Genomic DNA, 13,976 nt, shown 5'->3' with positions numbered 1-13,976 from the left:
GTTCCCGCAGCCGTGCAGTGCTGGGCGGCTATCGCGTTTCGCCCAGCTTCGAAGTACTGGTAAGTCCGCTCAGGCCGGTTTCGGTGTGCGCAGCAGATCCAGTGGGTCGGTATGTATTCCGAACTCCCGACGCAGCACATGCCGAGCGGCGTGCAATCCCGACATTCCGTGTACGCCCGGACCGGGCGGGGTCGAGGCGGAGCAGAGGTAGACGCCGGGTAGCGGTGTGGCGTACGGGTTCCAGCGCGGGACGGGGCGGAAGGCGAACTGGCGCAGGGTCATCGCGCCCGCCGAGATATCGCCGCCGATGTAGTTGGCATTGTGGGAGGGCATTTCGGCACCGGTGACGACATTCTTGGCCAGGATCAAGTCACGGAAACCGGGCGCGAATCGTTCCACCTGCGCGATCACCTCGTCGCTGATATCGCGGGTGGATCCGTTCGGAACATGCGCGTAGGTGTAGAGCGTGTGGCCGCCCGCCGGAGCCCGGGTCTCGTCGACAACGCCGGGCTGGATGGCGAGTACATACGGACGGTCCGCGTGTTGTCCTGCGGCGATGGTCCTTTCGGCCGCCATCGCCTCGGCACGGGTTCCGACCAGATGCAAGGTCCCCGCGAGCGCGCAGCCCTCCGCCTGCCACGGCACCGGTCCGGACAGCGCGAAGTCGACTTTGCAGGCCGCGCCGCCATAACGGAAGCGGCGCAGCCCCTTCGCATAGTGCGCTGGCAGCCGGTCCCCCGCCATACGGAGCAGTTCGGCGGGCGCGGTATCCAGCATGATCGCTCGCGCACCAGCGAATTCGTCGAGTGTGTCGACTCGGTGTCCGGTGCTGACCTTGCCGCCGAGACGTTCGAGTTCGGCGCTCAGCGCATCGGGAATGGCCTGACTGCCGCCCCGTGGCAGCACCCAACCGCCGACATGGGCGAGGGTGCCGAGCAGCATGCCAGCGCCCGCGGCGGGGATGGCGCGCGGCGGCGTAATCGCGTGCGTGGCAACACCGGTCAGCAGTGCGGGGGCGGTGTCATCCCGAAAGCGCACATTCCACAGGGGCGATCCCTGTTCCAGTACCCGCAGCCCGAAGCGCAGTCCGCTCAGCGGATCCCCGGGCAGGCGGCGCAGATCCGACATGGCGAAGTCGACAACCGACTGCCAATGCCGGACCATCGGCCCGAACAGCGATCGCCAGGTCGCGCCGTCGCGGCCGAGACCGGCCACCGTGCGGTCGAGATCCCGCCAAGCCAGTCCGGCTCTGCCGCCGTCGAGCGGGTGGGCGTAGGACACCTCGGGGGCCAGCAGGTCGACACCGTGCGCAGCCAGGTCGAAGGCACGAAAGACGGGCGAGGCCAAGGCCATCGGATGCGCTCCGGCGCAGCAATCGTGCCGGTATCCGGGCAGCGTCAGCTCGAGCGTGCGAGATCCACCGCCCGCGGTGCTCTCCGCCTCGTGCACCTCGACGTCGAGTCCGGCACGGGCCAGGATCACCGCCGCGGCGAGACCGTTGGGACCGGAACCGACCACGACGACATCTGGCATACCTCGATTCTGCCGCGCCGACCCGGGTCATGCCGTCACTCCAGAGAGGTATCGATCACCCATTCGTGCCCTGCTGCGTCCATTGGCCGAGCAGCACCCGAATGCGCTCTTCGCGCAGGTCATCGACCAGTCGACCGCTGCGATCCAGGGTGGCTATCCCGTGCATCGTGCTCCAGAGCACCTCGGTGCCCGCCTGCAGATCGAACTCGCCCGCGAATGGCGCGTAGGCGCTCTGGATCTCGCCGAACGCGTCCTTCAGCGCCTGCGGGGCATCGTTGCCGAAGGTGAGTTCGGTATTGAGGACGAACATCGCGTCGTAGCGGGCCGGATTCTCGGTCGCGAAGTCCAGGTAGCCGCGCACCATGGCCTCTAGCGCCTCGACCGGCGTTTTCGCCCGGGCCCGCCGCTTGCGCAGGTGTGCGGTGAGATCGACGATGCCTTCTTCGGCGACGGCCGAGACGATCGCCGCCTTGCCCGCGAAGTGGCTGTAGAGCACCGGCTGGCTGTATTCGATCTTCTCGGCGAGGCGGCGCACGGTCACCGCCTCCCAGCCCGAGGTTTCGGCGAGCTCGCGGGCGGTGTCGATGATGCGCTGATGGCGTTCGGCGCGTTCGCGCTCTTTGCGGTTCTGCGTGGTCATACAAAAATTCTAGCAGCGCTAGACAAACTAACGAAGCTCCACTATCGTTGCTCTTATACCTAGCAACGCTAGCAATCAGAGCAGCACAAGCACCACATCGAGGAGCACGCCATGACCATCTCGCGCATCGCCACCGCCTTTTCCCTCATCGGCGCGGCCTTCATCCTCTACATCGGCATCAGCTACCTGATCACCCCGGAAACCATCGCCACCGGGTTCGGTCTGCCGGAATGGCCCTCGGGTGACGCGGTCGCGTTCATGAACCTCAAGGGTGTGCGCGATACCGTCTCCGGACTGATCATCCTGGTGCTGCTCGCCACCAAGCAGCGCTACGCCCTCGGCATCGTGACCCTGGTGATCGCGCTGGTTCCGATCGGCGATATGTTCACCGTCCTCAGCTGGCACGGTTCCACCGCCACCGCACTGCTGGTGCACGGCCTGACGGCGGCCTTCGTCATCGCGACCGGCATCCTGCTGCTCCGCGAGCGCAGCGTGACCACCCGCCCGGCCGCCGTCGCGGTCAACGCCTGAATCGGACCGGTCGATTCCAGCGCAACGACAGTCCAGACCGTTCGCGCAGCACGAAGGGGCCCGCAGATCCTGCGGGCCCCTTTGTGCTGCCGGTCACGACCCGAGGAACAGGCGTTCACACGGCAGGCGCGGTAGCAGTCGGCGGTCGTCGACGGTTTCGCGAATCAATTCGATTGTGCACCAGCGCTTTCGCCGCCAGTCGTGGAGCAGATTGCGGACCGCCGCCGCGGTGGCGGTGTAGTCGAAAGCCACACCGGCCACCGAGATCCGAAGGTGCAGATCACCTTCGGTCGGGAACCATCGTTCGGCGGTCACGGCTTATCTCCTCGTCCGGACAGGGCCTTACACCTTCACCATGTCGACGGCGTCCGGCTCCTGCGGTGTCCGCGGCCCGTGATCATCGTCGACCATGGTCCGCTCGTCGAAGGGCAGTTTGCGGTCGAGGACCGAGTGGACCCCCTCCATATCGATGGTCTTGGTCCAGGTGCCGACCAGCACGGTGGCGACGGCATTGCCCGAGAAGTTGGTCAGCGCACGGGCTTCGGACATGAACCGGTCGATGCCGACGATCAGGCCGACGCCGTCGAGCAGTTCGGGGCGATGGCTCTGCAGTCCGCCCGCCAGCGTGGCCAGACCCGCGCCGGTCACCCCGGCCGCACCCTTGGACGCGACGATCATGAACAGCAGCAGGCCGATCTGCTCACCGATACTGAGCGGTTTGCCCATCGCGTCGGCGATGAACAGCGACGCCATGGTCAGGTAGATGGCGGTGCCGTCCAGGTTGAACGAGTATCCGGTTGGCACGACGACACCCACGGTGGTGCGTTCGACGCCGAGATGCTCCATCTTCGCGATCAGCCGCGGCAGCGCGGACTCCGAGGACGAGGTGCCCAGGATCAGCAGATACTCGCGCGCCAGGTAGCGGACCAGCTTGAAGATCGACACCCTCGATACCGCCCACAGCAGCACGCCGAGCACACCGAAGATGAAGACCAGACAGGTCAGGTAGAACGCGACCATCAACAGCGCCAACTGCTTCACCGCGTCCAGGCCGGTCTTGCCGACCACATTCGCGATCGCGCCGAACGCGCCGATCGGGGCCAGCCACAGAATCATCGAAAGGATCCGGAACACCAACTTCTGCAGCGAGGCGACACCGCGCAGGATCGGCTCACCGGTCGCACCCATGGCCTGCAGCGCGAATCCGACCAGCAGTGCGATGAACAGCGCCTGCAGCACGCTGCCGGTGGTCAGCGAGGAGACCAGCGTGGTCGGGATGATGCTCTGGATGAAGTCCCAGGTGCCGCCCGCGGCATGGGCCTGATCGGCCAGTTTCGCGCCCTGTTTGGCGGTCTTGGCGATATTCATGCCAGAGCCCGGCTCGAGCAGGTTGCCGACGACCAGTCCGATGGCGAGCGCCACCGTCGACATGACCAGGAAGTACCCGAGCGCGAGCCCGCCGACCTTGCCGACATTGGCCGCCGAGCGCACCGATCCGATGCCGAGCACGATCGTGCAGAAGATGACCGGCGCGATCATCATCTTGATCAGATTGACGAACATGGTGCCCAGCGGCGCCACGTCCTGACCGAATTCGGGCGCCAGCCAGCCGACCAGAATTCCCGCGATTACGGCGACGATCACGCCGAGATACAGCCAATGGGTACGGTCGCGCGGCTGCCGTTTCTGCACATCGCTCATAGCGGGAAAAGTCCTCTTCATTGGTACCGGGGTGAGGTGGCTCACGCCATCACGTGCACAATGTTGGCTCTGGAGGTGACGGCGGTCACGCTTTGGTGCATTACGTTCAATGGCTCGAGGAAAGACAGTGTTGCGCGGTGAGAAGTACGGGGGACGTGGTCGGCTATCGCTGGCCGGACAGGCCTTCGTACTCCAGCTCGTGGTGCTCGGGCTGGTCATCGGTATCGGGGCAGTGCTCGCGGTGCTCGACGCCCGGCACAACAGCGATGTCACCACCTCGCGGGAAGTCACCGATGTGGCGGTGACCGTCGCGCAGGCGCCCTCCACCGTCGAGGCGCTGCACACCCCCAACCCCACCGCGCTGCTGCAGCCGGTGACCGAGCGGACCCGCCTCGAGACCGGCATGGACTTCATCGTGGTGATGGCACCGGACCGGACCAGGTACACCCACACCATGCCCGAGCGCATCGGGCAGCCGTTCAGCGGCAATATCGACCGCGCACTGGCCGGGCAGACCTTCACCGAGACCTTCACCGGCACGCTCGGTCCCTCGATCCGGGCGGTTACTCCGGTCTATGACAACGGGCGCATCATCGCGTTGGTCTCGGCGGGCGTCACCCGGGCACGGATCGGCGATCAGGTCGGCACGCAGCTGCCGTTGATCCTCGGTGTCGCCGCCGCTGGCCTCGCGGTCGCGGCGGCGGGTTCGTTTCTGTTGAGCCGCCGGATCCGCCGCCAGACGCACGGTCTCGCGCCCGATGAGCTGCGCACGCTGTACGAGCAGCACGATGCGGTGCTGCATTCGATCCACGAGGGGCTGGTGGTTTTCGGACCGACCGGTGAGCGCGCGGAGGTGGTCAACGATGAGGCGCGTAGGTTGCTCGATCTGCCCGACGGTATGGTCGTGCGCGGCGATCTGCCGATTTCGATGCAGCGCATGAGCTGGGGTGTGGTCCGTGATGAGATGCACGTGACCACGGATCGGATTCTGCTGGTCAATCAGGATGTCGTCACCTGGGAGCGGCGACCGATCGGCACCGTGATCACCATTCGCGACCACACCGAACTGCGGACTGTGATGGGCGAACTCGATTCGGTGCGCGGTTTCGCGGAATCGCTGCGCGCGCAGGCGCACGAATCGGCCAATCGGCTGCACACCGTGATCACCATGGTGGAGCTCGGCCGCTACCGGGAGGCGGTGGAGTTCGCGACCGCGGAACTGCAACTGTCCCAAGCCCTTATCGATCGGCTGCTGACCGCGGTAGGCGACCCGGCCTTGGCGGCGCTGCTGCTCGGTAAGGTGAACCAGGCCGCCGAACGCGGCATCGAGCTGACGATCACCGAGGATACGGCGCTCGATTCGACCGCGCCGCTGTCGGCACAGGAGACGGTGACGCTGGTGGGCAATCTGATCGACAATGCCATCGACGCGGCTGCCGAGGGCGCCGATGGATGGGTGGAAGTTACTGTGCGCCAACAGGATTCGAACCTTGCCTGCGATCCGGCGGGGGCCGATCCGGCGCTCGCGATCGAGTCGGCCGCGGCGTTCGATACGGTGCGATCGGCGAACGGGGATTCGGCGCTGTTCGTCCGGGTTGCCGACAGTGGACCCGGAATGTCCGCCGAGACCTTCGCCCGCGCCGCCGAACGCGGCTATTCCACCAAAGCCGACCACCATGGCCTCGGCCTGGCACTGGTACACCGACTGGTCGACCGTCACGACGGTGTGATCGGTACCGAACGAGATCCGGAAAGCGCCGTGACCGTGACGATTCCGCGAAAGGACGCGCGATGATCCGAGTGTTGATCGTCGAGGACGAGCCATTGATCGCCGAGGCGCACCGCGCGTACGTCGAGCGCATTCCCGGCTTCGCCGCGGTGGCCGTGGCGCACACCGGCCGCGAGGCGATGCGTGCCGCCGCCGATGCCGCCGCCGATAATGCGCCGATCGATCTGGTGCTCATGGATATCGGCCTGCCCGACGCCAGCGGCCTCGACGTCGCCGCCGCGCTTACTGGCCTCGCGCCGCGCCCCGACGTCATCGCCATCACCTCGGCCCGAGACCTGGCCATGGTGCGCACCGCCGTCTCCTACGGCGTGGTGCTGTATCTCCTCAAGCCGTTCACCTTCGCCGCCTTCCGCGACAAACTCGAACGCTACCTCGAATTCCGCACCGCCCTCCCCGCGGGCGAAACCGCCGTCTCCCAACAGGACATCGACCGCGCCCTCAGCGCGCTACGCACCTCCGACCAACGCGCCACCGCCCCTAAGGGCGTTGCCCCACAAACGCTCGACGAAATCTCCCGCACCGTCCGCGACGCCCCCGGCGGAATCACCGCCGCCGACACCGCAACCACCGTCGGCGTCTCCCGCATCACCGCCTGGCGCTACCTCGAAAAGCTCGCCGATGACGGCCTGGTCGACCGTAAATCCGACTACGGCCGAGCAGGCCGCCCCAAAACCCGCTACATCTGGAAAATCCGCCCGGAGTAAGACGCCCGGAGTAAGACGTAAGCGCTCAGACGTCGGTAGAGAAGCGGATGCCGCCGTCGGGGATTTGGACGCCGGGCCAGACTCGAGCGCCGCGTAGTAGTTCGCACCGGGCGCCGATATTGGCGCCGTCGCCGATGACGGCGTCGCGGACGAGGGCGCGGGGGCCGATGCGGGCGCCGAAGCCGATGATGGAGCGCTCTACGGTGGCACCGGCTTCGATGCGGGCGCCGTCGAACAGGACCGCGCCATCGAGGCGAGCTCCGGCACCGACCTCCGCGCCGCGGCCAACGACGGTGCCGCCGATCAGTACGGCGCCGGGGGCCACACCGGCACCCTCGTGGACCAGGGATTCGCCGCGCTGACCGGGCAGGGCCGGGGAGGGGGCGATACCGCGGACCAGGTCGGCGGAGCCGCGGACGAAGTCCTCGGGGGTGCCCATATCGCGCCAGTAGGACGAATCGACATGGGCTTGGACGCGGGCGCCCTCGGCGAGCAGTGCCGGGAAGACCTCGCGCTCCACCGAGACGGGGCGGCCCACCGGGATCTTCTCGATGTATTCGCGGCGGAAGACGTAACAACCGGCATTGATCTGGTCGGTCGGCGGATCCTGGGTCTTCTCCAGGAAGGCGGTGACCCGACCGTCCTCGTCGGTCGGCACACAGCCGAACGCGCGCGGATCGCTCACCCGGACCAGGTGCAGTGTCACATCCGCATTGGTGGACTCGTGGGTGTCGAGGATCGCACCGAGATCGGTACCGCCGAGCACATCACCGTTGAACACCATGATGTTGTCCGCGCGCAGCCTGGGCAGCACATTGCGAATCCCACCGCCGGTACCCAGCGGCTCGGTCTCGGTCACGTACTCGAGCTCCAGACCGAGTTCGGCGCCATCGCCGAAATGCTCCTCGAAGACCTCCGCCTTGAACGAGGTACCGAGCACCACATGGCTGATACCGGCATCGGCAATGCGGGCCAGCAGGTGGGTAAGGAACGGCAGCCCGGCCGTGGGCAGCATCGGCTTGGGCGCCGACAGGGTCAGCGGACGTAACCGCGTGCCCTGACCGCCGACCAGAATCACGGCGTCGGTGCCTGCATTTCCTGCCATCATGCTCCCCTGTTCACAGTGGATCGTCCTCGCTGGTGCACTCGACATCTGCGACACCAGTTCAGTGCCCGGCGACACGCGCCGGGCACCATCGCGCCGTAGTTGTGACGCTAGCCCTGAGCTTCCTGCGCCTGTTGACGCAGCGCAGATCGAACCGCAATTCGGGAACGGATCGCAAGTCCGGCCCGCAATGCCAGCCGCAACGGCGCCTGCCACCAGTGCGGATGTCGATCGGCCTGGAATCGGTACGCGCTCGCGTGATGGGCGGGCAGCATGATCTCGGGATGGCGTGCGGCCGCATGTCCCTTGGCATGGGTGACCTCGGCATCGGGCACGAAGACGTTGTGCCAGCCCGCCTTGCCCATCCGGTCGCCGAAGTCCACATCCTCCATGTACATGAAGTAGCGGGAGTCGAAACCGTCGATCGAATCGAAGGCCGCGCGCCGCACCAGCAGGCACGAACCGGACAGCCAGCCGACGGCCCGCTCGGAGATCTCCTCATTGTCCTGGCGGTAGCGCAGCGTCCACGGGTTCGACGGCCACACCGTGCCGAGAATGGCATGACCGGCGCCGTCGAGCAGACCCGGGACCGAGCGCGCCGAGGGGTAGACGCTGCCGTCGGGTTCGCGCACCATCGGTCCGAGCGCACCCGCGCGCGGCCAGCGCTTGGCGGCGGCGAGCAGTTTGTCGATCGAATCGGCACCCCAGCGGATATCCGGATTGGCGATGACGATGAATTCGACGCTCGGATCGATCTCCGCGACCGCCCGGTTGATGGCGCCGCCATAGCCGATATTGCCGCCGGTCCGCAGCAGTCGCACGTGCGAGTTCGCCTCCGCCGCCAGCTCCGGCGTCCCGTCCACCGACCCATTGTCGGCAAGAATCACCTGTGGCTTGTCGCTGGTGGCAGCGGCCAGGGTGGTGATGAAGTGCTCGAGGTGCTCGCCAGGTGAATAGGTCACCGTGACGACGACAAGCCCGCCTGGGGCCACAGAATCGCTCACGACTGCGCCTCGCTGACGCTCGGCTCCGTCGTGCGCGAAGGCGCGCTGTGTCTTTGGTTCACTCGCTGACGCTCATTCACGAGCGCCCAGCCTAGCGGGACAACCCCGATAGCGCGTCCCCGAGTGCGGCCTCCCACGACCGCAGCGGAGTCAGTCCGGCATCGGCCCACGAGCGATTGGACAACACCGAATATGCCGGGCGCCGTGCGGGTCTCGGAAATGCGGTCGAGTCACACGGACGGACCCGAGTCGGGTCCGCGCCGATTCCGGCGAATACCGCCCGGGCGAAGTCGAACCAGCTGGCCTGGCCGGAGTTGGTCGCGTGCAGCACCCGGGGCGCATCCGGCCGGCCGGCCAATTCCAGCAGTCCCTCGGCCAGATCGGCGGCGTAGGTCGGGGAGCCGAGCTGATCGCTGACCACGTCGACGGTGTCGCGTTCGCGTTCCAGCCGCACCATGGTGGCCACGAAATCGCTTCCGCGCCCGGTGTATACCCACGCCGTGCGCACCACATGCGCGAGTGGCGCCAGTTCCAGCACGGCCTGCTCGCCCGCCGATTTGGATCGGCCGTAGACGGTCGCGGGATCGGTCGGGTCATCGGTTTCGTACGGCTTGTCGCTGGTACCTGCGAACACGTAGTCGGTCGAAATATGGATCAGTCGGGCGCCCACCCGCGCACAGGCCGCGGCGAGTACGGCGGGTCCGGTCGCGTTACCGGCGAAGGCGGCCTCGGCATCGGATTCGGCCTGGTCGACGGCGGTGTAGGCGGCGCAGTTCAGCACCACATCCCCCGGCTCGAGCACGGCACCCACGGCATCGGCATCAGTGATGTCCAACTCACCGCGACCGAAGGCACGGGCGGCGGGTGCGCGGCGCAGGAGTTCGCGGCCCAACTGCCCGCCCGCCCCGGTCACGACGAGGCGCGCGGTTACGGTCGAGGAGGGCGATATCGCGGTCACGGGCACGAGTCTGGCACGCCGGGGCACCAGCGGTTGAGGTCCGCTCGGATAACCGTTGGTTAGCCTTGAGGCAACGGAGACGGGGGTACCGGGGGCGGGGCGGTCGAAGTCAGCAACCCATCGACTGCGATGAAACCGGCGCTGCGCAGGCAGAAGATCAGCTGGGAGCGCTCGGCGAGCACAGCTCAGGATTGATACCCGGGTTCGGCGAGAGGATGCAGTGGTGCGGCAGATGCACAGAGCGACAGCGCCGTCGCAACTATCCGGGGCCGAGGGCGGCTTCGGGCCGCTGCGCGCGTTCATCGCGATCGGGGCGGTGTTGATCCTGCTCATCACCGGATTCGCCTGGCACAGCGTGGACTCGCTGATCTCGAATATCGAACGCATCGGCGGCCTCGGGCTCGGCGGTGGCCGCGACGGCGCCGTCGACATCCTGCTGGTCGGCGTGGACAGCCGCACCGACGCGCACGGCAATCCGCTCAGCAATAACGAGCGCGCCTTACTGCACGCGGGTGATGAGGTGGGTACCAATACCGACACCATCGTGCTGATCCGCGTTCCGAACGACGGCCGCTCCGCCACCGCGATTTCCATTCCACGCGACTCCTATGTCGACATTCCCAGCATGGGCAAGGGCAAGATCAACTCGGCCTACGGCGCGACCAAGGAGGCCCAGCGGCTGAAGCTGATCAAGCAGGGCGTCTCGGAGGCAGACGCGGAAAAGCAGTCCACGCAGGCAGGCCGGCAGGCGCTGATCAAGACCGTCGCCAATCTCACCGGCATCACCGTCGACCATTACGCCGAGGTCAGTCTGCTCGGCTTCGTGCTGCTGACCGATGCGGTCGGCGGGGTCGACGTGTGTCTGAACAATCCCGTCGACGAATGGATGTCCGGCGCCGACTTCCGCGCGGGCCGCCAGAAGCTCGACGGCCCAGAGGCTTTGAGCTTCGTGCGTCAGCGCCACGATCTCCCGCGCGGCGATCTGGACCGGATCGTGCGCCAGCAGGTCTTCATGGCGCAGTTGGTCGGCCAGGTGCTCAGCGCCAAAACGCTCGGCAATCCTGTCAAATTGAAGAATCTCAGTGATGCGGTCGGGCGCACCGTTGTGCTGGACGATGGTTGGGATGTGCTGGCGTTCCTGCATCAGCTGAAGGATCTGACGGGCGGTCAGGTCAGTTTCGAGACGGTGCCGGTCGCCGATCTCAATGACACGACCAGCGACGGTGAATCGGTCGTCCGGGTCGATCCGAAGCCGGTCGCGGCGTATGTGGCGGGGTTGGTCGACGGCAAGTCCACCGATCATGGCGAGCCAACGACCGATCCGACCTCGGTGAGCGTCAATGTGTTCAATGCGAGCGGGGTCGGCGGACTTGCCGGTCAGGTGGCACAGGCTCTGCGGGCCAAGGGATTTCAGGAGGGACTGGTCGGTAACTACACCGGGCCCGCCGTCACCGGCAGCCGAGTTCTCGCGGTGAGTACCTCGAATCCGAAGGCCAAGGCGGTCGCGCAGGCACTCGGCGGGCTGACTATTGTCTCCGATGCCTCGATGTCGCCCGATTCGGTCAGCGTCGTACTGGCAAGCGACTATTCTGGTCCGGGCTCGGCCGCGGGCCGCATGTTCGACTTCTCCGGAACGTCGAGCACCGCAACGCCCGTGCCGCCCGCCCCACCGATCGACGCAGGCCAGAATGGACCGAAATGCGTGAATTGACCATGCGTGATTTGACCGATGCGTGACCAAGACCAGAAACTGACCCTCACCGAGGCGGTGCTGGATCCGATCCTCGAACGCGATCCAGCGGGACCACGCGTCACCTACTACGACGATGCCACCGGCGCCCGGATCGAGCTTTCCGGGCTGACGCTGGCGAACTGGGCGGCCAAGACCGCCAATCTGATTCGCGACGAATTCGGGTTGAGCCCGGGTGCCAGGGTCGCGGTGCTGCTGCCAGCACACTGGCAGACCGCCGCGGTGCTGCTCGGCTGCTGGTGGGCCGGGACCGAGGTGGTGCTTGGGCCCGATCCGGACGCCGATCTGGCGCTGACCACCGCCGAACGGCTGGCCGAGACCGACGGCACCGCCGAGGTCGCCGCACTCTCGCTGGACGCCTTCGGGCTGCCGGTGCGCGATCTGCCGATCGGCATCACCGATTTCGCCACATCCGTTCGGGTACACGGGGACCACTTCCTGCCGCGCGGCACCGGGGTGGCGCTGGATGGTATGCCGGTCTCCGAGGTGCTGGCCGAGGCCAGGAAATCCGCATTGCGGCAGGGGTTCGGTGAGGGCGACCGGGTGCTGTCGAGCACGTCCTGGGATACCGCCGCCGAACTGATCGACGGATTCGTCTCGGTACTGGTCGCGGGGGCCGCGCTGGTCCAGGTGGTCAATCCCGATCCGGCCCTGCGCGAGCGGCGCATCGAATCCGAGCGGGTCACCGCGGAGCGCGGCTGAGCTCCTACTCCGGTATAGGTGGGCGTCCGACCATAGGACGTTCCACGCACGCCGGTCGGTTAGTACGGTGGAGCTATCGCACAACGATGGGGTGGTGAGATGAAGCCGCAATATTGGTTCCGCTGGTTGTCGACGCAGGGTGCGCCTCGCTTGGCCCTGCGCACGCAGGCGCGGCGTGGTGATCCGTTCGCCCAGCTGATGGGCGGACCGGACGGCCTGGCCGATCCCTACCCGCTGATCGAGCGGCTGCGTGGGCAGGGTCGGCTGCTGCGCACCCCGATCGCGTGGGCCAGCTTCGACTACGATCTGTGCCGAAGTGTGCTGCGGGACAGCCGGTTCGGTGTACGCACCACCGATACCTTCAATATTCCGAAGCCGCTGCAACTGCTCGCCGAACGGCTTCCGTTGCCGCCCAATCCGGTCGAACCGCCGTCGATGCTGGTCATCAACCCGCCGGAGCATACGCGGATGCGCAAGCCGGTCGCCTCGGCCTTCACCCCGCGGGCGGTCGGCAGATTGCGGGATCGAGTCGAAACGGTCACCGAAGAACTGCTCGACGCGCTGCCATCGGGCGGCTCGGCCGATCTGATCGAGTCGTATGCCACGCAGGTGCCGATCGCCATCATCTCGGAAATGCTCGGCTTCCCGGAAAAGGACCGAAAGGTATTTCTGGACTGGGGCGATCGCATGACCCCGCTGCTCGATGTCGGGATCTCCTGGCGGGCGTTCCGGCGGGCGCTCGGGGCGATGGAGGTGATGAACCATTACCTCGACGGGCATATCGCGCGACTGCGCCGCGAACCCGGGGACGATATCCTCAGCAGCCTGGTCACCGCCGGTGAACTCGATGACTTCGCGCTGAAGGCGAGCGCGAGTCTGCTGATGGGTGCCGGATTCGAGACGACGGTCAACCTGATCGGCAATGGTGTCGCCCAATTGGTCGCGCACCCCGAACAATTGGATCGGTTGCGCGCCGAACCGGACCTCTGGCCGAATGCGGTCGAAGAGGTACTGCGCATCGACGCCCCGGTGCAGACGACCGCGCGAATCGCATCGACCGACTTCGAATTCGAAGGTATCCAGTTACACAAGGGCAGCACGGTCGTGCTGTCGCTGGCGGGCGCGAATCGAGACCCCGCGATCTTCGCCGATCCCGATGTCTTCGACGTCGGCCGCGCGAATGCCAAGGAGCACTTGACCTTCAGCAGCGGCATACACGTGTGTCTCGGCGCCAGCCTGGCCCGCATGGAAGCCACCTTCGCGCTGCAGTCGCTGTTCGAGCGCTTCCCCGACCTGCAGCTGGACGGGACGCCGCAACGCCGAAAGTTGTTCACGCTGCACGGATATGAGCGGATGCCGGTCCGCCTCGGCCACCGCGCGGCCACCCCCGAACCGACTGCGGTCTGACTTCCGCCGGGTGGCCGATGCCGCGGGCAGCGGACGCTTTGTACAGCGTTGCAGCACAACAAGCCGGGGCGACGAGCGCCGACTGCCACGTCGCACCACTTCGGGCTCCGACCGAGACCCGGTAGGCGATGACGGCCTACCGGGAGTCATCG

At 66.7% G+C, this 13,976-nt stretch carries 13 protein-coding genes; 6 read left to right on the top strand and 7 right to left on the bottom strand.

Features of this window, described 5'->3' with window-relative positions:
- Nucleotides 1–69: 69 nt before the first annotated feature.
- The gene (locus ABZ293_RS02905) at nucleotides 70–1,533 is read right to left on the bottom strand and encodes an NAD(P)/FAD-dependent oxidoreductase (RefSeq protein ID WP_355176990.1); all 1,464 of its coding nucleotides are present in this window, start codon (nucleotides 1,531–1,533) and stop codon (nucleotides 70–72) included.
- A 55-nt stretch (nucleotides 1,534–1,588) separates the two neighbouring features.
- Nucleotides 1,589–2,173, bottom strand: coding sequence for a TetR/AcrR family transcriptional regulator (locus tag ABZ293_RS02900; RefSeq protein WP_355176989.1), 585 nt, complete (start codon nucleotides 2,171–2,173; stop codon nucleotides 1,589–1,591).
- A gap of 111 nt (nucleotides 2,174–2,284) precedes the next feature.
- Between ABZ293_RS02900 and ABZ293_RS02895 the strand changes: the two genes are divergently transcribed.
- On the top strand, nucleotides 2,285–2,704 hold the full coding sequence (locus tag ABZ293_RS02895) for a DUF4267 domain-containing protein (RefSeq protein WP_355176988.1): 420 nt from the start codon (nucleotides 2,285–2,287) through the stop codon (nucleotides 2,702–2,704).
- 93 nt (nucleotides 2,705–2,797) lie between these two features.
- On the opposite strand, the gene ABZ293_RS02890 is transcribed toward ABZ293_RS02895, so the two are convergent.
- Both ABZ293_RS02890 and ABZ293_RS02885 read right to left on the bottom strand, forming a co-directional pair.
- Nucleotides 2,798–3,019 (bottom strand): hypothetical protein, encoded by a 222-nt coding sequence (locus tag ABZ293_RS02890; protein WP_355176987.1) that lies wholly within the window; start codon nucleotides 3,017–3,019, stop codon nucleotides 2,798–2,800.
- A gap of 27 nt (nucleotides 3,020–3,046) precedes the next feature.
- A complete protein-coding gene (locus ABZ293_RS02885) occupies nucleotides 3,047–4,405 on the bottom strand; it encodes a cation:dicarboxylase symporter family transporter (RefSeq protein ID WP_355176986.1) in 1,359 nt (452 codons plus the stop codon).
- A 109-nt stretch (nucleotides 4,406–4,514) separates the two neighbouring features.
- Here ABZ293_RS02885 and ABZ293_RS02880 point away from each other — a divergent pair, with 109 nt between their 5' ends.
- Nucleotides 4,515–6,200, top strand: coding sequence for a sensor histidine kinase (locus tag ABZ293_RS02880; protein ID WP_355176985.1), 1,686 nt, complete (start codon nucleotides 4,515–4,517; stop codon nucleotides 6,198–6,200).
- Nucleotides 6,197–6,898 (top strand): response regulator, encoded by a 702-nt coding sequence (locus ABZ293_RS02875; protein ID WP_355176984.1) that lies wholly within the window; start codon nucleotides 6,197–6,199, stop codon nucleotides 6,896–6,898. The genes ABZ293_RS02880 and ABZ293_RS02875 overlap by 4 nt, the downstream gene beginning before the upstream one ends.
- Before the next feature lie 25 nt (nucleotides 6,899–6,923).
- On the opposite strand, the gene ABZ293_RS02870 is transcribed toward ABZ293_RS02875, so the two are convergent.
- The 3 genes from ABZ293_RS02870 to rfbD all read right to left on the bottom strand — a co-directional run bounded on the left by ABZ293_RS02870 (nucleotide 6,924) and on the right by rfbD (nucleotide 9,965).
- Nucleotides 6,924–8,003, bottom strand: a complete 1,080-nt coding sequence (locus tag ABZ293_RS02870) for an NDP-sugar synthase (RefSeq protein WP_355176983.1) — start codon at nucleotides 8,001–8,003, stop codon at nucleotides 6,924–6,926.
- 110 nt (nucleotides 8,004–8,113) lie between these two features.
- Nucleotides 8,114–9,007 (bottom strand): glycosyltransferase family 2 protein, encoded by an 894-nt coding sequence (locus ABZ293_RS02865; protein ID WP_355176982.1) that lies wholly within the window; start codon nucleotides 9,005–9,007, stop codon nucleotides 8,114–8,116.
- A gap of 91 nt (nucleotides 9,008–9,098) precedes the next feature.
- On the bottom strand, nucleotides 9,099–9,965 hold the full coding sequence (rfbD, locus tag ABZ293_RS02860; RefSeq protein WP_355176981.1) for a dTDP-4-dehydrorhamnose reductase: 867 nt from the start codon (nucleotides 9,963–9,965) through the stop codon (nucleotides 9,099–9,101).
- Between the two features lie 232 nt (nucleotides 9,966–10,197).
- Between rfbD and ABZ293_RS02855 the strand changes: the two genes are divergently transcribed.
- From ABZ293_RS02855 to ABZ293_RS02845, 3 genes are all read left to right on the top strand, one after another.
- Nucleotides 10,198–11,676 (top strand): LCP family protein, encoded by a 1,479-nt coding sequence (locus tag ABZ293_RS02855; RefSeq protein WP_355176980.1) that lies wholly within the window; start codon nucleotides 10,198–10,200, stop codon nucleotides 11,674–11,676.
- An 18-nt stretch (nucleotides 11,677–11,694) separates the two neighbouring features.
- Nucleotides 11,695–12,417, top strand: coding sequence for a TIGR03089 family protein (locus ABZ293_RS02850; protein ID WP_355176979.1), 723 nt, complete (start codon nucleotides 11,695–11,697; stop codon nucleotides 12,415–12,417).
- Between the two features lie 99 nt (nucleotides 12,418–12,516).
- Nucleotides 12,517–13,824: a cytochrome P450 gene (locus ABZ293_RS02845; RefSeq protein WP_355176978.1), complete on the top strand. Its 1,308-nt coding sequence runs from the start codon at nucleotides 12,517–12,519 to the stop codon at nucleotides 13,822–13,824.
- The last annotated feature ends 152 nt before the right edge of the window (nucleotides 13,825–13,976 follow it).

The sequence above is a fragment of the Nocardia sp. NPDC005998 genome (assembly GCF_040614395.1).
Classification (GTDB): domain Bacteria; phylum Actinomycetota; class Actinomycetes; order Mycobacteriales; family Mycobacteriaceae; genus Nocardia.
Note: the sequence above shows the minus strand (reverse complement) of the source record. Positions and strands in the feature narration are given on the sequence as shown.